The organism is Arthrobacter senegalensis (assembly GCF_059091765.1).
The window spans coordinates 767,400-787,376 of the sequence record NZ_JBNHGZ010000002.1; the positions used below are offsets into that span (position 1 = coordinate 767,400).

21 protein-coding genes are annotated in these 19,977 nt (G+C 68.4%); 10 read left to right on the forward strand and 11 right to left on the reverse strand.

Features of this window, described 5'->3' with window-relative positions; genetic code table 11:
- The first annotated feature begins 42 nt into the window (after positions 1–42).
- Positions 43–1,047, forward strand: a complete 1,005-nt coding sequence (locus tag AC5RVG_RS08970) for an EamA family transporter (RefSeq protein ID WP_494013568.1) — start codon at positions 43–45, stop codon at positions 1,045–1,047.
- Here AC5RVG_RS08970 and AC5RVG_RS08975 read toward each other — a convergent pair.
- Entirely contained in the window at positions 995–1,708 is a 714-nt protein-coding gene (locus AC5RVG_RS08975; RefSeq protein WP_494013569.1) for an NADPH-dependent F420 reductase, read from the reverse strand. The genes AC5RVG_RS08970 and AC5RVG_RS08975 overlap by 53 nt on opposite strands.
- A gap of 191 nt (positions 1,709–1,899) precedes the next feature.
- Between AC5RVG_RS08975 and AC5RVG_RS08980 the strand changes: the two genes are divergently transcribed.
- Complete coding sequence (locus AC5RVG_RS08980; RefSeq protein WP_494013570.1) at positions 1,900–2,175, forward strand: DUF2277 domain-containing protein; 276 nt, start codon at positions 1,900–1,902, stop codon at positions 2,173–2,175.
- Positions 2,176–2,261: 86 nt separating this feature from the next.
- Here AC5RVG_RS08980 and AC5RVG_RS08985 read toward each other — a convergent pair whose 3' ends face one another.
- The 4 genes from AC5RVG_RS08985 to AC5RVG_RS09000 all read right to left on the reverse strand — a co-directional run bounded on the left by AC5RVG_RS08985 (position 2,262) and on the right by AC5RVG_RS09000 (position 7,082).
- The gene (locus tag AC5RVG_RS08985) at positions 2,262–4,721 is read right to left on the reverse strand and encodes a heavy metal translocating P-type ATPase (RefSeq protein WP_494013571.1); all 2,460 of its coding nucleotides are present in this window, start codon (positions 4,719–4,721) and stop codon (positions 2,262–2,264) included.
- A 160-nt stretch (positions 4,722–4,881) separates the two neighbouring features.
- Entirely contained in the window at positions 4,882–5,106 is a 225-nt protein-coding gene (locus tag AC5RVG_RS08990; RefSeq protein WP_494001083.1) for a heavy-metal-associated domain-containing protein, read from the reverse strand.
- Between the two features lie 34 nt (positions 5,107–5,140).
- Positions 5,141–5,497 carry a metal-sensitive transcriptional regulator gene (locus tag AC5RVG_RS08995; RefSeq protein ID WP_494013572.1) on the reverse strand — a complete coding sequence of 119 codons (357 nt, stop codon included), beginning with the start codon at positions 5,495–5,497 and terminating at the stop codon, positions 5,141–5,143.
- 79 nt (positions 5,498–5,576) lie between these two features.
- Positions 5,577–7,082 (reverse strand): MFS transporter, encoded by a 1,506-nt coding sequence (locus tag AC5RVG_RS09000; RefSeq protein ID WP_494013573.1) that lies wholly within the window; start codon positions 7,080–7,082, stop codon positions 5,577–5,579.
- Between the two features lie 103 nt (positions 7,083–7,185).
- On the opposite strand from AC5RVG_RS09000, the gene AC5RVG_RS09005 reads away from it, so the two are divergent.
- From AC5RVG_RS09005 to AC5RVG_RS09015, 3 genes are all read left to right on the forward strand, one after another.
- Positions 7,186–7,725 (forward strand): TetR/AcrR family transcriptional regulator, encoded by a 540-nt coding sequence (locus AC5RVG_RS09005; RefSeq protein ID WP_494001080.1) that lies wholly within the window; start codon positions 7,186–7,188, stop codon positions 7,723–7,725.
- 70 nt (positions 7,726–7,795) lie between these two features.
- On the forward strand, positions 7,796–8,284 hold the full coding sequence (locus tag AC5RVG_RS09010; RefSeq protein WP_494001079.1) for a DUF4190 domain-containing protein: 489 nt from the start codon (positions 7,796–7,798) through the stop codon (positions 8,282–8,284).
- A gap of 284 nt (positions 8,285–8,568) precedes the next feature.
- Positions 8,569–9,882 carry an MFS transporter gene (locus AC5RVG_RS09015; protein ID WP_494013777.1) on the forward strand — a complete coding sequence of 438 codons (1,314 nt, stop codon included), beginning with the start codon at positions 8,569–8,571 and terminating at the stop codon, positions 9,880–9,882.
- A gap of 68 nt (positions 9,883–9,950) precedes the next feature.
- Here AC5RVG_RS09015 and AC5RVG_RS09020 read toward each other — a convergent pair whose 3' ends face one another.
- Positions 9,951–10,391, reverse strand: a complete 441-nt coding sequence (locus AC5RVG_RS09020; RefSeq protein WP_494001077.1) for an arsenate-mycothiol transferase ArsC — start codon at positions 10,389–10,391, stop codon at positions 9,951–9,953.
- 221 nt (positions 10,392–10,612) lie between these two features.
- The gene (locus AC5RVG_RS09025; protein WP_494013574.1) at positions 10,613–11,068 is read right to left on the reverse strand and encodes a VOC family protein; all 456 of its coding nucleotides are present in this window, start codon (positions 11,066–11,068) and stop codon (positions 10,613–10,615) included.
- 213 nt (positions 11,069–11,281) lie between these two features.
- Here AC5RVG_RS09025 and AC5RVG_RS09030 point away from each other — a divergent pair, with 213 nt between their 5' ends.
- The 3 genes from AC5RVG_RS09030 to AC5RVG_RS09040 all read left to right on the forward strand — a co-directional run bounded on the left by AC5RVG_RS09030 (position 11,282) and on the right by AC5RVG_RS09040 (position 13,251).
- Positions 11,282–11,485 (forward strand): hypothetical protein, encoded by a 204-nt coding sequence (locus tag AC5RVG_RS09030; protein ID WP_494001075.1) that lies wholly within the window; start codon positions 11,282–11,284, stop codon positions 11,483–11,485.
- A 108-nt stretch (positions 11,486–11,593) separates the two neighbouring features.
- Entirely contained in the window at positions 11,594–12,028 is a 435-nt protein-coding gene (locus AC5RVG_RS09035; protein WP_494001074.1) for a universal stress protein, read from the forward strand.
- A gap of 62 nt (positions 12,029–12,090) precedes the next feature.
- Positions 12,091–13,251: an aminotransferase class I/II-fold pyridoxal phosphate-dependent enzyme gene (locus tag AC5RVG_RS09040; protein ID WP_494013778.1), complete on the forward strand. Its 1,161-nt coding sequence runs from the start codon at positions 12,091–12,093 to the stop codon at positions 13,249–13,251.
- A gap of 94 nt (positions 13,252–13,345) precedes the next feature.
- On the opposite strand, the gene AC5RVG_RS09045 is transcribed toward AC5RVG_RS09040, so the two are convergent.
- Positions 13,346–14,086, reverse strand: a complete 741-nt coding sequence (locus AC5RVG_RS09045; protein WP_494013575.1) for an alpha/beta fold hydrolase — start codon at positions 14,084–14,086, stop codon at positions 13,346–13,348.
- 73 nt (positions 14,087–14,159) lie between these two features.
- Between AC5RVG_RS09045 and AC5RVG_RS09050 the strand changes: the two genes are divergently transcribed.
- A complete protein-coding gene (locus AC5RVG_RS09050) occupies positions 14,160–14,858 on the forward strand; it encodes a helix-turn-helix transcriptional regulator (RefSeq protein WP_494013576.1) in 699 nt (232 codons plus the stop codon).
- A gap of 90 nt (positions 14,859–14,948) precedes the next feature.
- Here the strand turns inward: AC5RVG_RS09050 and AC5RVG_RS09055 are convergent, their stop codons facing one another.
- A complete protein-coding gene (locus AC5RVG_RS09055; protein WP_494013577.1) occupies positions 14,949–15,431 on the reverse strand; it encodes a pyrimidine dimer DNA glycosylase/endonuclease V in 483 nt (160 codons plus the stop codon).
- Positions 15,432–15,554: 123 nt separating this feature from the next.
- Here AC5RVG_RS09055 and rlmN point away from each other — a divergent pair, with 123 nt between their 5' ends.
- Complete coding sequence (gene rlmN, locus AC5RVG_RS09060; RefSeq protein WP_494013578.1) at positions 15,555–16,772, forward strand: dual-specificity RNA methyltransferase RlmN; 1,218 nt, start codon at positions 15,555–15,557, stop codon at positions 16,770–16,772.
- A 133-nt stretch (positions 16,773–16,905) separates the two neighbouring features.
- Here rlmN and AC5RVG_RS09065 read toward each other — a convergent pair whose 3' ends face one another.
- Positions 16,906–17,340, reverse strand: a complete 435-nt coding sequence (locus tag AC5RVG_RS09065; RefSeq protein ID WP_494013579.1) for an acyl-CoA thioesterase — start codon at positions 17,338–17,340, stop codon at positions 16,906–16,908.
- Between the two features lie 74 nt (positions 17,341–17,414).
- Positions 17,415–19,679, reverse strand: coding sequence for a choline BCCT transporter BetT (betT, locus tag AC5RVG_RS09070; protein WP_494013580.1), 2,265 nt, complete (start codon positions 19,677–19,679; stop codon positions 17,415–17,417).
- Between the last annotated feature and the right edge of the window lie 298 nt (positions 19,680–19,977).

The window sequence follows — 19,977 nt, forward strand, 5'->3', positions numbered from 1 at the left end:
TTCTGCGCCGGGAGCGAACCCGCACTTCCCCAAGGATCCGTCATGGCCTCCACCGCCGCCGAACAGCGTACCCAGACAGCCCCGCCGCGCCCCGGCTCCGCCGTGGCCGGCGTCGGCATCGCCCTGGCCTCTTCGGCGATCTTCGGACTCTCGGGACCCTTCGCCAAGTCGCTTCTTGAGGCCGGCTGGACGCCGGGCTCGGCGGTGGCGGTGCGCATGGTGGCCGCGGCGCTGGTGCTGTCCCTGCCCGCCGCGTTCATGCTGCGCGGCCGGTGGGACCAACTGCGGCAAAACTGGAAGACCATCGGGCTGTTCGGGCTAATCGGCGTGGCCGGCTGCCAGCTTTTCTACTTCAATGCCGTTGCCAGCCTCTCAGTGGGGGTGGCGCTGCTGCTCGAGTTCCTGGCGCCCGTGCTGATTGTGCTGTGGCTCTGGCTGACCAGCCGCCGGCTGCCGCGGCCCGCGACCATCGCCGGTACCGTGCTGGCGGTGGCCGGCCTCATGCTCGTCCTCGACGTCTTTGGGCCGGTCAAGCTGGACGTTGCCGGCGTACTGTGGGGGCTGGGTGCCGCCGTCTGCCTGGTGGTCTACTTCTTCATCACTGCCAAGCAAAACGACTCGCTGCCGCCGCTGGTGCTGGCCGCCGGCGGCCTGCTGGTGGGCGGTGTGGCCATCGTCGTCCTGGGCGCGGTGCAGATCCTGCCGATGTCCTTCAGCACGGCCGGCGTCGAGCTGGCCGGTTGGCAGACCCAGTGGTGGGTGCCGCTGGTCGGACTGGTGCTGCTGTCCACGGTGCTGTCCTATGTCACCGGCATCATGGCCGCCCGGGCGCTCGGTACCAAGGTGGCTTCCTTCGTCTCGCTGACCGAGGTGCTCTTCGCCGTCATCTGGGCCTGGCTGCTGCTGGGCGAGCTGCCCGCGGCCATCCAGTTGGTCGGCGGCGCCCTGATCGTGGCGGGCGTGGTGCTGGTCCGGGCGGACGAGCTGCGCGGCCCTAAACCGGCGGTGAACCGGAAGTATCTCCAGCGGGCTGGCGGACGATCTTGAAGTTAAAGCGGGGCGTGCCGAGCGCGCCCCAGAGGCGGAGCCAGGCGGGCAGGAGCATTTCGGCACCGCGGGCGGTAGTGATGTCGCCGAGGTCGATCACGTCCTGATGTCCGAAGGCCTTCAGGAGCTCGGTGACCGTGATCTTGGCGTCGGCGTCGTTGCCGGACACGAAGACCGTTCCGGGGTCGGAGAGCAGCCCGGGGCGGGCCTGGAGGTCGGCGGTGAGCGTGTTGAGGGACTTCACGACGCGCGCGGCCGGGAAGGCGCGCTGAATCTGTTCGCCGAGGGAATCAGTGTCCTTGACGAAGAGGGTCGGGGGCATCCCGGTGCTGGGGTCCAAGGGGTTGGCGATGTCGAGCACGACTTTGCCGTCGAGGTTCTCGGCCCCGGCCTGGGTCAGCACGTCCAGGGAGGCGCTGCCGTTGGTGGCGTTAATGATCAGCTCGGCCCCGGCTGCGGCGTCGGCGAAGCGGGTGACTCCGATGCCGGGGTTGTCGGCCGCCCAGACGGTGAAGGGCGGGGTGCCCATGGCATCTGTCTCGGTCCTGGACAGCGTGGCTTCGGGATCGCGGGTTCCGATCGTGACGGCGTGGCCGAGCTCGGCCAGGCGGGCCGCGATGGTTTGGCCTACCCTGCCGGTTCCGAGGACTGCTGTTTTCATGATGGTCTCCTGTCCAGCTCGGGTTGCCCCGGTCGAGTGGGACTCCCTCACCACATACTGTGCTCCTTCCGAGGGTGGCGGGCCAGTGGTCGAGGAAGTCGGAGGCGGTGCCCTGCCGGGGTGGTGCGATGCCGCGGCGGGGGAGCAAACTGGAACCAGCCAGCATCCACGATCCGAACCGGAGGCCCGACATGTGCCGGAATATCCGCCAGCTCCACAACTTCGAGCCCGCCGCCACGAACGCCGAAATCGAGGCTGCCGCCTTACAGTACGTGCGCAAGGTCAGCGGCAGCAACAAGCCGTCGAAGGCGAACGAGGAAGCTTTCAACCGGGCGGTGCACGAGATCGCACACATCACCGCCCACCTGCTCGACGACCTGGTGACCGCGGCGCCGCCGAAGAACCGTGAGGAAGAAGCCGTGAAGGCCCGTGCCCGCGCCGCCGTCCGCTACGGGGCCGCCGTCTAGGCCCGGCGCCGGGAGGCGGCCCGCGGGGAGGCGGGTCCGCCGGGAGGCTGCTGTGCCGCCCGGCGGGCTGTCGCCCCCCCCGCCCGCTACCGTCCGAAGCGGCGCAGGCGCAGGGAGTTGGCTACCACCAGCACCGAGCTGGCGGCCATCGCGGCCCCGGCGATCATCGGGTTGAGCAGCCCGAGCGCGGCCACCGGGATCCCGAGCGTGTTGTAGGCGAAGGCCCAGAACAGGTTCGACTTGATGGTGGAGAGCGTCCGGCGGCTGAGCTCGATGGACTGCACCACCTGGCCGAGGTCGCTGCCCATCACGGTCAGGTCCGCGGCCTCGATCGCCACGTCGGTGCCGGCGCCCATGGCGATGCCCAGGTCGGCCTGGGCCAGCGCGGCGGCGTCGTTCACGCCGTCGCCCACCATTGCCACCGTCTTGCCCTCGTCCTGCAGCCGCTTGATCGCGGCCACCTTCTCCTCGGGGAGTACGTCGGCGAAGACGTCCCCGGGGGCGATGCCGACCTCGGCGGCCACCTCGGCGGCCACCGCTGCGTTGTCGCCGGTGAGCAGGATGGGGTGCAGCCCCAGGTTCTTGAACCGTGCGATGGCGGCCGCCGAGTTCTCCTTCACGGTGTCCTGCAGGCTGACTATTCCGGCGATGGTGCCGTCGACGGCGACCCAGACCGCCGTGGACCCGGCCTGCTGCTGCTCCAGCAGGGTTCGGCGGTGGGTGTCGGTGAGGGCGATGCCGTTCTCGTCCATCCAGTTGTTGCGGCCGACGACGACGGTGCTCGCGCGTCCGTCGCGTTCGGTGATGGTGCCGCGGACGCCGCCGCCCGCCGTGCTGTGGAAGTCGGAGAGGGCGGGCAGCGCATGCTCGCCGGCCGTCGCGCCGGCTGTCGCGCCGGACGGCGTGCCGGTGCGGGCCGCGACCTTGCGGGCCGCTTCAACGATGGCCAGCGCGATCGGGTGTTCGGAGCCGGCCTCTACCGCGCCGGCCAGCAGCAGGACCTCGTCTTCGCCGCGGTCCGCCAGGGCCAGCACGCCCTCCACTGCCTGCCGCCCGGTGGTCACGGTGCCCGTCTTGTCCAGCACGATGGTGTCCACGTGCCGGGTGTCCTCGAGGATCTGCGGCCCCTTGATCAGGATGCCCAGCTGCGACGCCCGGCCGGTGCCGGTGAGCAGGGCGGTAGGCGTGGCGAGCCCGAGCGCACAGGGGCAGGCGATCACCAGCACGGTGACTGCCGCGGTGAACGCCGCCTGCAGGTCGCCGGTGAAAACCATCCAGAGGATGAAAGTGACGACGGCGATGACCAGCACCACCGGGACAAAGACGGAGCTGATCCGGTCGGCCAGCCGGGCAATCGGGGCCTTGCCGGCCTGCGCCTGGCTGACCAGGCGGCCCATTTGCGCCAGCGTGGTGTCCGAGCCGACCCGGGTGGCGCGGACCAGCAGCCGGCCGGAGGTGTTGATGGTGGCACCGGTGACCGTGTCGTCCACATCCACTTCTACCGGCACGGATTCGCCGGTGAGCAGCGACGTGTCGACGGCGGAGTGCCCGTCCACCACGTAGCCGTCGGTGGGGATCTTTTCGCCCGGCCGGACCACCATGATGTCGCCCGGGACCAGGTCGGCGGCCGCCACCTTCACCTCGGCGCCGTCCCGCAGCACCGTAGCGTCCTTCGCGCCCAGGTTGAGCAGCGACTTCAGGGCGTCGCCGGCCCGCTGCTTGGCGTTGGCTTCCAGATAGCGGCCCAGCAGCAGGAAGGTGACCACGACGACGGCCACCTCGAAGTACAGTTCGTGCTCGGACATGTTGCCGCCCACGTGTTCGGTCAGCATTGGATCTATGACCAATTGCCAGGCGGAGAAGAAGAAGGCGGCCAGCACGCCGAGGGACACCAGCGTGTCCATCGTGGAGGCGAAATGCCGGGCGTTGATCGCCGCGGCGCGGTGGAACGGCCAGGCCGCCCAGAACACCACCGGGATGCTGAGCGCGAAGGCCACCCAACCCCAGTGCGGGAACTGCGCGCCGGGGATCATCGAAATGATGAAGATCGGCAAGGTCAGGACGGCGGCCGTCCAGAGGCGCGGACGCAGCTGGCCGGCTGTGCCGCCGTGGGCCATGTGGTCCTCACCCTCCACGTGATCGGCGTGGGCGGCGTGCTCGCCGTCGTCACCCTGTCCGGCGCCCCCGGAGTGGTCGTGGTGGTCCTGGCCGCCGGGGCCGGTGCCGTGGTCCGCCTCCGGGTTCCGGTCGTGGTTCCGGTCGTACCCGTGCCCCGTATCCCCGTGCCGTGGGGCGGGCGCGGAGTGCGGCTGCGGCTTCACCCGGGCCTTGTAGCCGGTGGCCTTCACCGTGTCCACCAGCTGCTGGTTCGTGACGCCGTCCGGGACGAGCACGACGGCGGACTCCAGCGGAAGATTGACGCTTGCCTGGACTCCTTCGATCTTGCCGAGCTTGCGTTCCACCCGGTTCACGCAGGAGGCGCACGTCATGCCCTCGATCGCCAGTTCGACGGTTCTGGTCGGGTTCGGTTTTGCTTCAGGATCCATGGTGCCGGGATGGGAGGACATCGGTTGGTTGTCTCAATTCTGCGTGGGACGGTGCGGGGGCAGCGCGTCCGCTGGTTCGCGAAAAAAGGGGGGCCGACGGCGGCCGGAGGGCACCGTCGTCGCACTGGCCAAAGGCCGTCTGGCCTGAAGCGATCTGGAGCTAGGCGTTCTGCGCGACGACGGTGTACCCGGCTTCGGCGACGGCCTCGCCAATCTGGGCCGGGTCAAGATCCGCCTCGGAACTGACCGTCGCCGTGGAGATTCCGCCCTTGTTGAGTTCGATGCTGACGCCGCGGACGCCGTCGAGGGCCTGCAGTTCTTCCGTGACGGCGTCCACGCAGTGGCCGCAGGTCATGCCGTCGATGCTGATGGTGGTGGTGCTCATGACTGTCTCCTTGGGGTTGGGTTCGCGGGGAAGGTCAGCGCAGCAGTCGGCCGATGGCGTCCGAGGCTTCCTTGACCTTGTCCTCGACGATTTGCGGGTCGCCGCTGAGTTCGGATTCCTTGGCGGCGCCGATGACGCAGTGTCCGATGTGGTCTTCGAGCAGGCCAACGCTCACCGCGTGCAGGGCCTTGTTGACGGCGGCGACCTGGGTCAGGATGTCGATGCAGTACTTGTCGTCCTCCACCATGCGCGCGATGCCGCGGACCTGGCCCTCAACGCGCTTGAGCCGGCGCAGGTACGCTTCCTTGTCCGACGTGTAGGCGTGCCCGATGTGCTCGTCGGCGGGGGAGGTGACAGTTTCGGTTTCCGCAGGCAGTGCTGTGTGGCTCATGGCTTCCTCATTCGGTGGGCTATGCCACCAATCTATACCCCCTAGGGGTATCACGCAAGGGCGCCGGCTGCGCCCCGAGTCACTGGTGCTGCGGGACGCGCAGCGTTCGGAAGGCGAGCCAGGCTGCCGCGACCATGAGAACCGCGGCCAGCCCGGCGGTGACGGTCACGCCGCTGTCGAAAGCATGGACCGCGGAGTCTAACAGGGCGGCCCCGGTGCGTTCGGGCAGCTGCCCGGCAACGGTGATGGCGCCGCCGAGGGTCTCGCCGGCGGCTTGCTGCTGTTCGGCGTCCAGCCCGGCGGGCAGGGCGATGTTCCGTCGGTAGGCACCGACCAGGATGCTGCCGAGCACGGCGGTCCCGAAGACAGAGCCCACTTCGTAGGCCGTCTCCGACACGGCGGAGGCGGCGCCGGCCTTGGCCGCGGGGACGCTGGACAAAATGAGGTCGTTCGAGAGCGTCTCGGAGGCGCCGACCCCGGCGCCGAGCAGCGCGAAGGCCGCCATCAGGGTCGCCGCCGGGGCGTCCGGGGACGACGCCACCAGGGCGTAGGCCGCCGCGGACAGCAACAGGGCGCAGGCCACCAGCCGGTGCGGGGCAATCCGGCGCACCAGCGGCACCGCGAGCAGGCCGGCCGTGATGGTGACCGCCAGGCCGGGCAGCAGTACCAGGCCGGCCCGCAGCGGGCTGAGTCCGAGGACCAACTGGAGATGCTGGGAGACGAAGTACAGGAAGCCGACCAGGGAGAACACGGCCAACAGGTTGACCAGCACGGCGCCGGTGAAGGGGCGGTGGCGGAACAGCCGGACATCCAGCATCGGGTTCGCGCGGACCAGCTGGCGGCGGACGAACAGCCAGCCGGCCAGGATGCCGAGGGTGAACGTTGCTGCCGCAACGGCGGGATTTCCGCCGCCGGCCAGCTGCTTGATGGCGTATACCACGGGGAGCAGGGCGGCGACGGAGAGCAGGATGCTGGCCGCATCGATAGGGCCGGGCTCGGGATCGCGCGACTCGGGCACGAACGCCGGCGTCAGCACCAGCATGGGCAGCAGCATGGGGACCGCGAGCAGAAAGACCGAACCCCACCAGAAGTGCTCCAGCAGCAGGCCGCCCAGCAGCGGGCCGAGGGCGGCGCCGGCGGAGAAGCCGGCGGCCCAGATGGCGATCGCCAGGCGCCGCTGCGCCCGGTCCGTGAAGATGTTCCGGATCAGGGACAGGGTGGCCGGCATCAGCATGGCCCCGAAGATGCCCAGGCCGGCGCGTGCGGCAACCAGCAGTTCGGCGCTGGGGGAGAACGCGGCCAGCGCGGACAGTGCGGCGAAACCGGCCGCGCCGATCATCAGCATCCGGCGCCTGCCAAACCGGTCGCCCAGGCTGCCCATGGCCACCAGCAGGCCGGCAAGTACCAGGGGGTAGATGTCGATGATCCACAGGAGGGTGGTGCCGCTGGTGCTGAACGCCAGGGAAATCGCGGGCAGCGCGAAGCTGAGCACCGTGTTGTCGACGGCGACCAGCAGGACCGGAAGCATCAAGACCGCCAGGGCGGTCCATTCTCGGCGCCCGGCGCGCTGGGTGACGGTAAGCATGGTGGGTCTTTCGGAATCGGGGAAGTCGGATCTACTGTACCGTCTGGACGGTTTACCTGCAAAGTGGCAGCTCCTCGGGCGGGGGGAGTCCTAGGATGGGTGAATGGCCAGTGCGAGAGACCGGATCCTCGACAACTTCGAGGACATCCTGATCAAAGAGGGCGAGCGAGCCGCCACGATGGACGCCGTCGCGGCGGCGGCCGGGGTGTCGAAGGGCGGGCTGCTGTACCACTTTCCGTCCAAGGAGGCGATGGTGGACGCCCTGTGCGAGCGGCTCTCCGCGCTGACCGCCGCCGACGCGGAGCAGATCATCAGTGCCCCGGAAGGAGCGGCCCGCTACTACGTGCGCACGTCCAGGTTCGTCGATTCGCCGCTGGACCGGGCCATCGTGGCCGTGGCGCGCCTGGTCCAGCAAGGCCACCCGTCCGCGGCGAGGACCTTTGCCGGGATCCAGGAACTCTGGCTGGATGCCTTGGAGCAGGCGCTTGGCAGCCGGCCGCTGGCGCAGGCCGTGAAGCTGATCGGCGACGGCCTCTACTACAGCGCAACCTTCTTCTCGCCGGATGCGCAGCAATACCAATTGGCCGACGGCGAGATGGATGCCTTGCTGGAACAGGTCGACACGCTGGTGGGCCGGGGCTGATCCGCGGCCGCCGGACATAGGGTGTTCGGTGGGGACGAAAAATCGTTTACGCACCGATGAGAGGAACCACATGTCTACTCCCACTGGCCACGGGGAGCATCCCGAGCCCGCGGCTTCCCAGCAGCCGCCGTCCACGCAGGGCGCCTACCCCGCCTACCCCGCCCACCCGCAACAGGACGCCTACCCCGCCTACCCGCAACAGGGCGCCGGCCAGGCATACCAGCAACCAAACGAGCCTTACGGGTACCCGGGACAGCCCGGTCCCGGGCAACCCGTTCCCGGCAGGACCATGGGGATCGTCGGCTTTATCCTGTCCCTGCTCGGACCGCTGACGGTGGCCGGGCTGATCGTCAGCATCATCGGCATGGTGCAGTCCAAGCGCGCGGGTGCCAAAAACGGCTTTGCGCTCGCCGGCATCATCATCGGCGCCGTGGGCACGGTGCTGTTGATGCTGTTCATCATCATCGCGCTGGCAGGCGTCGGTTACCTCATGGAAGCCTGTGGCGAGCTGGGACCGGGCACGCACGTCGTGGACGGCGTCACCTACACCTGCAGCTAGTCACCTGCACCTGTAGTTACCCCGCCACCTGCCGGGGCCGGGAGCCGGGATGGACGGGCCGAATTTTGCCGTGTCCGTACCTGGGTCTGGTCAGTACACTGGAACGCATGACCGAGCAGGAACCGGGACCTGCCGGGGCCCCGGCTCACCAGGAGGGTGCGGGTCTTACCGCGGGGGCGGCCGGTACTTCGGTGCCGATCGGGGACGGCGAAGCACCGAACCTCGTCGATCCAGCCGCAGTCGACACGACCCTGCGCAGCCCTGCACAGCGGTACCGCACGTTCATGGGGATCCTGGTGAATACGGCCCTGGCCAACATCACCACCAGCTACCTGTGGTTCGCGTTGACGTTCTGGGTGTACCTGGAGACGCGCAACGTCATCGCCACCGGAGTGATCGGCGGGGCATACATGCTGCTGATTGCGCTTTCCAGCATCAGCTTCGGCACGTTCGTGGACCGCTACCGCAAGCTGGCCGTGATGCGCATCGCCGCCGTATTCACCTTGGCGATGTTCCTTCTGTCCGGGGCCATGTTCCTGCTGACCCCCCAGGCCTGGCTGCTGGACCTCACCCGGCCGTGGTTCTGGGTCTTCTCCCTGATCATTCTGATCGGCGCGGTGGTGGAGAACATGCGCAACATTGCCCTCTCCACCACGGTGACGATCCTCGTCGACCCGGAGCGGCGGGCCAATGCCAACGGGCTGGTGGGCATGGTGCAGGGCCTGGCCTTCATCGTTACGTCGGTGCTATCGGGGCTGTCGGTAGGCCTGCTCGGCATGGGCGGGACGATCGCGGTCGCCCTGGTGCTCACGGCGCTCGCCTTCCTGCACCTGCTCACCCTGCGCATGCCGGAGGAGGTGCGCGCGGCCGCCACGGACGCACGCGGCGGCTTCGACCTGCGCGGTTCCATCGCCGCCGTGCTGGCCATCGCCGGACTGTTCGCGCTGATCCTGTTCTCCACCTTCAACAATTTCATCGGCGGGGTTTACATGGCGCTCATGGATCCCTATGGGCTGGAACTGTTCCCCGTGGAGCTGTGGGGTGCGTACCTCGCGCTCGGCTCCACCGGATTCATCGTGGGCGGCGCGGTGATCGGCAAGTTCGGGCTCGGGCGTAATCCGCTGCGCACCATGCTCGTCGCGGTGATCGTGATGGGGGCCCTCGGCGCGGTGTTCACGCTGCGCGAGTGGGCCTGGCTGTACATTGCCGGGATCTGGCTCTACCTGGCGCTGGTGCCTTTCGTGGAGGCCGCCGAGCAGACGGTCATCCAGCAGGTGGTTCCGCTGCAGCGGCAGGGCAGGGTGTTCGGATTCGCCATGGCCTTCGAATCCGCGGCTGCGCCGATCACCGCGTTCCTGATCGCACCGATCGCGCAACTCTGGATCATCCCGTACGCGCGCTCGGGTGACGGCGCCGCCACCCTCGCACCGCTCCTGGGCGAGGGCACGTCCCGCGGCATCGCCCTGGTGTTCCTCGTGGCCGGGATCGTCATGATCGTGGCCGCCCTGCTGGCCTTCCTGACCCCGGTCTATCGTCGGATCTCGGCCTCGTACGCGGAGGCGGCGAGTGAGGCGCCTGCCGAGGCGCCGGGGACGTGAGCCCGGCCGCGGACAGGCTCCGGCATCCAGTCTGGCGTCCCCGTGCGGGCTCTTCTGCCGTGCGTGCTCTACTGCGCGTCCGGGTGCAGGGCCGGCTGCAGTTCTGACAGCAAGTGCTGGACCCGGTGCTTGATGTCGTCACGGATCGCCCGCACGCCGGCAGCGTCCCGGCCTGCGGGGTCGTCCACGTCCCAGTCTTCATAGCGCCGGCCGGGGACCACCGGGCATTCGTCGCCGGAACCCAACGTGACCACCATCTGCGCCTTGTTGACCGATTCGTGGGTGACCGCCGTGGGACGCACGGCGGACAGGTCGATGCCCTCTTCGGCCATGGCCTCGACGACGGCGGCGTCCAGCCGTCCCCTTGGCCGGGTTCCGGCCGACCGGGCCTCGATGCCGCCCTCGGCGAGCTGGGAGAGGTAGGCGGCGGCCATCTGTGAGCGGCCGGCATCCCGCACGCCCACGAACAGGACGGTCGGGCGGGTGGTGCCCGTTGTTGAGGCTGTCATGGCGGACCTCCGCGTCGATCGGCTGCCGGCCCGCTGCCGGTGCCGGCTGCTTCTCTTCACTGTGCCAGAACTTCGAGCCGACCCATAGGTTCGCCGGGCAAGAAAGCCGAGCGCCGGCAGCGGGAGCCAGCCGCCATCCCCCGGGCACTCCGCGCCCGGGGATGGATCCAGGACATTTTCGGGATGCGGCCGGCCGGCAGGGAAACCGGGCCGCGCGGAAGCTACTGCGCCCCGTCGGCGTTGCCCGCCGCGGCGTTCTGCTCCGCGACTGCCTGCATCGCCTCCGGTGACATGTGCATGATCTCCCAGACGTGTCCGTCCGGGTCCGCAATGGCGGCCCCGTACATGCCCGGCATCTCTTCTTCCGCCGGCCGGTAGATGGTCCCGCCGCCCGACGTCGCGTTGGCCACGAACCGGTCCACCTCCTCGGGCGACTCGGCGCTGAGGGCCACCAGCACTTCCTTGGCATCCGAGCCCAGATGCGGAGTGCCGTTCCGGAGGAACTTGCCGAAATGCTCCTGGGTCAGCAGCATCACCACGATTGTGTCGGAAATGACCACCGACGAGGCATCCGGCGAGGAGAAGTCCTGATTCAGCGTATAACTCAGACCGGTGTAGAAGTCCGTGGCCTTCTTCAGGTCGCTGACGGGCAAGTTGATGAAAACCATGCGGTCCATTGGCTGTTCCTTCCAGACGGGCCCGCGGCCGGCGCGGCGCAACGGGAGTGCGGACGAGGTCCACTGTGGCACTCCGGCCGGTACGAGCCAACAACTACCGGCAGAGGTAGTTGTCGCCGCTGCCTGCGGCGCCCGCGTGCAGGCCTCCCTTGTCCGCGGGAAACCACACACCTACGGTGGAAGTAGTAGCGGCGAGATACAAGGAGGCGCGAGATGGCGGAATTGCGGATTGAACAGTGGTGGCTGAAGCTGCCAACCGGCCACAAGCAGTGGTTCCGGGAAAACCTGAGGGCAGACGTCGTGGACGCAGATGCGGCGGCGGCGGTCTACGAGGCGGGCGGCCCGGACCTGAAGGAAGCAACGCTGCCGGAAGAAGATTGGGAGTTCATCGAGACCCAGTCGGAGTTCGTGGACTGATAACGACGACGGCGACCCGCGGCTCCCGGCGGATCGCCCACGCGGCGGGTAAGTTGGTGTGAAACGGCCCACGTGGCCGCCAGACGACGTGCTCGAAGGGGTGGCCCGATGGCCGGAATCATCATCGTAGGAGTAGACGGCAGCGATACCGCCATGAAGGCGGCGCGCACCGCGGCTAAACTCGCCGCGTCGATGGGCGCCGAGCTCCGGGTGGTTACCGCCCACGAATCCGATGCGACCGAAGTCGTGGAGATCGGCAACGACAAGTGGTTCATCCACGAGTCGGAGCGGGCCGAGAAGGTAGCCAGGGACGTCGCGGCAGAACTGGGCGCGGAGGGCCTGAGGACCAGCTACACGGCGGTGCTCGGCAAGCCCCAGGACGCGCTGGTGGCAGAGGCGGAACGCGTCAACGCCCGCCTGATCGTGGTCGGCAACGTGGGCATGCAGGGGCTGGGCCGGGTGCTCGGCAGCGTGGCCAGTTCCGTGACCCACAAAGCCGCCTGCGACGTCTACATCGCCAAGACCGCCGGTACCGCCGGCTGATTCTGAGGATCGTGAACGAACTGCAGGTGGCCGGCCGTTCCCATGTGCCGCCGTTCCAAGTGATGAGCATCCTGGACCGGGTCGCGCAGATGCGCGCTGCCGGCCGGGACGTGGTGTCGTTGTGCGCGGGGGAACCTGCGGGCGGCGCCCCGCGGGCAGTGTCCGAGCGGGCCGCCGAGATCCACGCCTCCGGCCGGCCGCTGACCTACACCAGCGCGCTTGGCATCCAGGAGCTGAGGGCAGCGATCGCGGGCCACTACCGGCGCTGGTACGGGTTGGACGTGGCGGCGGAGGAAGTGGCCGTGACCACGGGGTCATCCGGGGCCTTCATGTTGGCGTTCCTGAGCGCGTTCAATGCGGGCGACCGGGTGGCGCTGGCGCGGCCGGGCTATCCGGCCTACCGGAACATTCTGCGAGCGCTCGGCTGCGACGTGGTGGAGATCGACTGCGGTCCGGAAGCCCGCTACCAGCCGACGCCGGAACTGCTGGCCGCAGCGGCGGCGGCCCATGGGCCGCTGGCCGGCCTCGTGCTGGCGTCGCCGGCCAACCCCACCGGCACCATGGTGTCGCGGAGCGAGCTCGCCGCGCTCACGGCCTGGTGCGCCGAGCATGGGGTCCGCCTGGTCAGCGACGAGATCTACCAGGGCATCACGTATCCGGCCGATCCCGCGGAACCGGATGCCCGCGGAACCTGCGCCTGGGAACTGGACCGCACCGCCGTCGTTATTTCTTCCTTCTCCAAGTACTGGGGGATGACGGGGTGGCGGCTGGGCTGGGCGCTGATGCCGCGCGACCTCGCGCCGGCCTTCGATGCGCTCGCCGGAAACGTGGCGCTGTGCCCGCCGGCCCCGGCCCAGCTGGCGGCACTGGCGGCGTTCGAGGCGGACTCCTACAGGGAGGCGGAGGCCGCGGTGGCCGCGTTCGCCGAGGTGCGCGCCCTGTTGCTGCAGAACCTGAGCCGGCTCGAGTGGGGGAGCGCGGCACCGGCCGACGGGGCCTTCTACCTGTACGCCGACCTCGGGCGGCAGCTGGAGGGCTTCGCCGATTCGGCCGAATACTGCCGGGCGCTCCTGGAGGAAGAGGGCGTGGCACTGGTCCCCGGCGCCGACTTCGATGCCGTCAACGGCACCCGCTCCGTCCGGCTGTCCTTTGCCGCCGGTGCCGACGCCGTGGCCACGGCCATCGAGCGCATTGTGCGCTTCCAGGAGGGCCGGAGCCGCTAGCTCCCGGCCGGGCACGTTGATCAAGCGTGGGCAGGGCGGCTGGCAGCCGCATGCGCCACGGATGCGGCCGACCCCTTCAGGTTGTACGTGCAGTTCAGTTGGTTCGAGAAGCCGCTGACCGGATGGCCGTGGCGAGGTCGCGGGGACGGCTCCACATAGGCCAGTGCCCCGTCGGGAGGTCAAGGACGTCGAGGTGCTCGATGTTCGCGACTTCGGCAAACATGGCATGGCCTGCGCGGGCCAGTTCCAGCACCTGCGCGCTCGGGATCGAGCAGCACACCAGGGTGGTCCGGACCGTACGGCGGGCATCGTTCGTGAGCTCGACGGGCTGACGCAGCACGGGTCCGGGCTCAGGGACGGCCCGGGCCTGAAAACGCTCAAGGACCTCTGCGCTCAGGCCTTCGAGGCTCGCCTGCTGTGCGAGGACGTCGAGGGGCGGCAGCGGAAGCTCTTTCAACTCCTCCGGGAGGTCCGGGGCGAAGGCGCTTCCCGTGGCCACGGGGCCGGAGTCGACCCACACCACTCGATGGACAAGCTCGGGGCGACGGTCGAGGACGAGGCTGACGGGGGCGTTCGCCCCGCTGTGGGCGACGAGAGTCGCGGGCTGATCCTCGGAGACCCCGAGTTCAGTGAAGACGTCCAGGACCGCCGCGGCTTGATCGTCGAGAGTCTTCGCCGCACGCTCGGGATCGTCCCCGTCGAGACCGGGCAGCGTCATCGCGATTGCGCGGGAGCGGTCGGTCGTCAGGTGTTCAAGGACTTCATCCCACGCCCAAGCGCCCAGCCAGTGGCCGGCGATGAGAATGATGGTCGGAGTGCTCGTGGTAGTTGTCATGGCCCTACCCTCGCAGGCACTACGGACAAGGGTATGTCACTATTTATGTCATGATTCTGTCGGCGCCTGAACTGTGAAGCGGGTCGAGCGGCTCCATGCCCTGTCCGAGATGTTGCGCCGCAGCGGCGCACGGGGGGTTTCCGCCGACCGGTTGGCGAGAGAGTTCGCGGTGTCCGTGCGCACTATTAAGAGAGACCTCGATGCGTTAGAGAACAGCGGTGCGCCTGTATGGTCTCGCCCGGGCCCCGGCGGTGGCTACGGTTTGGCTACAGGCGCGTCGCTGCCGCCCGTCAGCCTGTCCCCGGCGCAGGCCGTGGCGCTCATGGCAGCCGTGTCCGCTGCACCCGATGCCCCCTACGCCGATCTGGCAGCAGCAGGAATCCAGAAGATCCTGGACGTCCTCGATCCCAAAACCCGAGCACGGGCCGACGAGCTGGCCCACCGCGTCTGGGTCAACGCGCTTCCCTCCTCGTCGCGTTCCATCAAGTCGGCACTGGAGGAAGCGATGGCCGAGCAGCGCGTGATCCGCATTCGCTACACGTCGGGAGACGAGACCACGACCACCCGCGACGTTGAGCCAGTGCTGTTCGCCTCCACGAACGGCCAGTGGTACCTGGTCGGGTGGTGCCGGCTGCGCAACGCCATGCGATGGTTTACCGTGTCACGCATCGACCGGGCCAGCGTACTCACGGCGGCTTGCGGCGGCCACACCATCCAGGAGGTCGGAGAACCCCCGACGAACGCCAGGCCGGTGCACGGCCGGGGCGAGTGAGCCACTCAATCAACCTCTCCGCTCGATACAACTGGCCTCCGACTCGGCCATGTCCGGGCCGGCCGCGTTCACGCCGGCGGCCGGAAGGCGTCACACCGGCCGTTCCCAATCCTCCACCGGTCCCTCGACCGTGGTGAACAGCGGATGGGGGTCGGGGACCCGGCCGGGGCTTTGCCGCTCCAGCCGCTGGTTCAAGACCACGGCGTGGTCCGGGTCCCGCACCGCGAGTTTGGCGATCAGATGCCGCAGTTCGAAGCTGAGCTGTTCCGAATGGACCGGCAGGCTCGGCTGCCGCTGCCTTGCGGCAGCACCGGCCGCCGAGGTTCCCGGACACCGGATCAGGCCGGTGTTGAAGGCATATCCGCGGGCCGCAGCCTCGGCTGCCAGCCCCTCCAGATAGGCGCCGATGGCTGCCATCGGGTCCTCCGCGGCACGGAACCGCTGCAGCTGCGGGTGGTTGCGGTAGCCCTTGGTTTCGCCTACGAGAACCTTTTGCGCCAGCAAGGCCTCCCGCCAGCAGGCCACCAGACCCCTCCGGTCGAGCAGCCGGGGGTGCAGGCTCCATATCCGCATTGGACCAGAATAAGCACACCTCGCCCCGGCCCGGCGGCGGCCGAGCGGCCGGGAGCAGCCGCGGCCCCGGGCGGGCGGCGGCGGAGGGAGAACTATATCGTGCCTGTGAGACAATAGGTGGCAATGTCTTCGCAGATTTCTTCCCCCCAAAAAACTTCCGACCGGCCCCAGGTGCGTCCCGCCGCCGAGGGCTGGAACCAGGCCGTCACCAGCGAGGGCCGTCCGCTGCTGCAGTTCAAATCCCCGCGGGTCACGCAGCCGCCGGTCCATCTCGCCGACATGACGCTGGCCGAGCGGCAGGAAAAAATGAAGGAGCTGGGACTGCCGGCGTTTCGCGCCAAGCAGCTGTCCACGCATTACTTCCAGCACTACACCACCGACCCCGAGCGCATGAGCGACCTGCCCAAGGAGCGGCGCGCGGAACTGGCCGAGACCTTCTTCCCCACCCTCCTCACCGAGGTCAAGCGCCTGACCACCGACAACGGCGACACGATCAAGTTCCTGTGGCGGCTCTTCGACGGCTCGCTGGTCGAATCGGTCCTGATGCGCTACCCGGGCCGGGTCACGCTCTGCGTTTCCAGCCAGTGCGGCTGCGGCATGAACTGCCCGTTCTGCGCCACCGGCCAGGCCGGCCTGACCCGCAACATGTCCACCGCGGAAATCCTGGACCAGATCGTCCAGGCCAACCGGGTCATCGCCGAGGGCGGTCTGGGCGGCAAGCGCAAGGACGCCGGGCACGACGCCGAGCGCGTCACCAACATCGTGTTCATGGGCATGGGTGAGCCGCTGGCCAACTACAAGCGCGTGATGAATGCCGTGCACCGCATGGTGGACGAGGCGCCCGAGGGCCTCGGCATGAGCGCCCGCGGCATCACCGTCTCCACCGTGGGCCTGGTGCCGGCGATCAACAAACTGGCCGATGAGAACCTCCCCTTCACGTTCGCGCTCAGCCTGCACGCCCCGGACGACGAACTGCGCGACGAACTGATCCCCGTGAACTCCCGCTGGAAGGTCGATGAGGCACTGGACGCCGCCTACGGCTACTACCAGCGCACCGGCCGGCGCGTCTCCATCGAGTACGCGCTGATCAAGGACATGAACGACCACGCGTGGCGGGCCGACCTGCTGGCCAAGAAGCTCAACAAGCGCGGCCGCGGCTGGGTGCACGTCAACCCCATCCCTCTGAACCCGACCCCGGGTTCCATCTGGACCTCGTCCGACCCGGACGTCACCCGCGAGTTCGTGGCCCGGCTCAACGACGCCGGCGTCCCCACCACGCTGCGCGACACCCGCGGCAAGGAGATCGACGGCGCCTGCGGCCAGCTGGCGGCGACGGAGTAACCCCTCACAAACAACGACGGCGGCGGGCCGGGTCCTCGGACCCGGCCCGCCGGTGGTTTCGGCGCTTTCGGGCCTCCTCGTCCACCGGGTGGACCCGGGTAACCCTCTCCGCCGTCCGCGGGACGCCGGCCCGCTAGTCCTGGACCGCCGTGGGATCCAGATGTTGCCGCGGGACCCGGTCGCGGGTGTACGTGATCTCGGTGAAGCCGTGCGGTGCGGGCTGGCCGTCCTCGCCCAGGTTCACGAACACGATCTTCTCGATGGTCAGGATCGATTGGCGCGTGAACATGTTCCGCACTTCGGCCCGCATCGTCAGGGACGTCCGGCCGAAATGCGTGGCCTTCAGGCCCATCTCGATCAGATCGCCCTGACGGGCCGAGCTGACGAAGTTGATCTCCGACATGTACTTGGTGACTGCCTTGCCGTTGCCCAGCTGGACGATGGCGTAGATGGCCGCCTGTTCGTCGATCCACCGCAGCAAGCTGCCGCCAAAAAGGGTGCCGTTGGCGTTGAGGTCTTCGGGACGCACCCACTTGCGGGTATGGAAGGAAATGTCGTCGGTGCCCATGCAACGACTGTATCGGAACGGGGCCGGCGGCTCGTCGGGAGTCATTGTGCCCGCCGAGACGCCGGCCGGCGCTCCTAGGATTCGTCGAGCTTCTCGACGTCGTCGGCCTTCTTGGGCACGTGCGGAATTGACTCGGTCGTCGGCGGCACCACGGGGGTGAGGACGGAGGCGTAGGCGTGTTCGCTGGAGTACTTGAGGAACGCCAGGTGCGCCTCGTACCGGTCGAGGACGTCGTTGATGACCTGTTGCTGGGTCAAACCCATGAGGTCGTAGCCCTCGCTGCCGGTCTGGGTGAACACCTCGAGGCGGTAGTACGTGTCGATCTCGCGGGGCATGCTGCGGCCGCCGAAGGTCGGAACGGGGGCCTCGACCGCGGCCACTTGGTAGTGGAAGTCGCGGTGGTCGTCCATATTCACCACGAGGATGTGCTCGTCGATGCCGGTCTTCGGGTTCGGCGTCGTCGTCATCTCTGCCTCGTAGCCGAGTTCGGTGAATTCCTTGGCGACGTCCTGCAGCGCCGGCTGCACGACCCGCTCGGCGAACTGTGCCACGGCCTTGTTCGACGGGTAGGACCGCAGCCGCGCCAGGCGCTGCCGCCAGGTCTTCTCCGGTATCTGCCCGCCATGGGCGGCAGCAGTGCGCCGTCGCAGCACCTGCCCCTCGCGTTCGGCCCGTTCCATCCTGAGCACCTTCGAGAAGGAGGCCATCACCAGATACGCGATGACGGTCACCGGCAACGCGAAGATCAGGGTTGCGTATTCCATGGTTGTCACGCCGCCGGCCACCAGCATGGCCACCGTGAGGATCGCGGTGACCAGGGCCCAGAAGATGCGCAGCCACTTGGCACCGTCCATCGCCGGATCGGGAATCATGGAGGAGAAGTTCGACATCACCATCGCACCGGAATTGGCGCTGGTGAGGTAGAACAGCAGGCCCGAGAGGGTGGCCAGACCGATCAGGAACGGCGCGCCCGGGAACATTTCCAGCAGCGCATACCACCCGTGCTCGGGGCTGTTGATGGCCTCCTGGGCGAACTCGGTATTGCCGGCGAGCACCTCGCTCATGGCGCTGTTGCCGAAGATTGAGACGATGAAGAAGTCGCAGAGGACCGGGGCGGTGATGGCCGCGATGACGAATTCCCGCAGGGTCCGGCCGCGCGAAATCCGTGCCAGGAAGAGGCCGACGAACGGGCCCCAGGCCAGCCAGAAGGCCCAGAAGAAGAGGGTCCAGCCGGCCATCCACGCAGAACCGTCCTCCTCGTAAGCCAGGGTCTGCAGGGTGCGCTCCGGCAGCGAGAAGATGAAGCGGCCGATGTTTTCGACCATGGCGTTCAGCAGGAATGAGGTCTTGCCCGTGACCAGGATGTAGAGCATCATCGCTCCGGCCGCCCACAGGTTCAGTTCGGAGATCCACCGGATCCCCTTGTCCACGCCGGAAGTACAGGCCGCCACGGTCATGACGACGGCGACGAGCACCAGGGCAATCTGCAGGGCCAGGCCCTCCGGCAGGCCGAACAACCAGCTGAAGCCGACGTTGAGCAGGACGACGCCGATGCCCATCGACGTGGCTACGCCGAAGACGGTGCCGACCAAGGCGAAAATGTCGATGACGTCGCCGGTCGCCCCGCGCACGCGCTTACCCAGCAGCGGGTAGAGCGCGGCCCTGATGGACAGCGGCATGCCCCAGCGGTAGGCGAAATACCCCATCGCCATGCCGAGAAGGGCATACATCGACCAGCCGGCCACGCCGTAGTGGAACATGGTCCAGACGACGGCGTCCTGCGCGGCTTCCGCCGATTCGGGTGCGGCGGTGGGAGGGTTGATGTATTGCGTGATCGGGCCGGTGACGGAGTAGAAGAGCATGTCGATGCCCACGCCGGCGGCGAAGAGCATGGCGACCCAGGTGAAGAGGTTGTACTGGGGGCGTGAGTGGTCGGGGCCGAGCCTGACGCTGCCTTCCTTGGAGAGGGCCACCCACAGGACGAAAAGAATGACCAGGGTGACGGTCAGGACGTAGAACCAGCCCAGGTTGGTGGCGATCCAGCCGACCATGGTGTGCATCGTGCCGGCCGCGTTGCCCGGGGCCATGATGGCCCAGATGGAGAAGGCCAGGACGATCACGGACGAGATGATGAAAACCCGCCAGTTGACCCGGGGGCCGCGGTTCTCGGTGAGTTCGGCGGGCCCCTTGCTCAGTTCCGTGCTGGATATGGGCGGGCGCTTGGCCTCGGAATCGGCATCGGCGGGCTTGCGCCGTTCCGCCACGCCGAAGCGACTGCGTTCGACGAGTGGTTTCAGCGCCTCATTGTTCGAGATGCTGTCGTCTTCGGCGTTAGCCATCGGATTCTCCTTCTCTCGCGGGCGGCGCCTGCCGCTTATGTCAGCGGCACGTCGCCCAAAAAACCGTGGCGGTGAACAGCGTAGACCTCCCAAGCCTGTCCGTGCCCACCTGCGGGGGGAGCAATTTTTCCGGGCCCCGCCTCCGTCTCCCCGCCCGGACGCCGCTGGGGACAAACCCGCGGCGCGGCTCCGCCATGCGGTGCTCCTGGCCGCGCGCTGCTGCCCGCCGTTGGTCGGCGGCCGGGCTGCTGCCCGTGGTCGTTCGGGTCCGTCTTCGGGCGCTGCCGGCTGGTTCCGG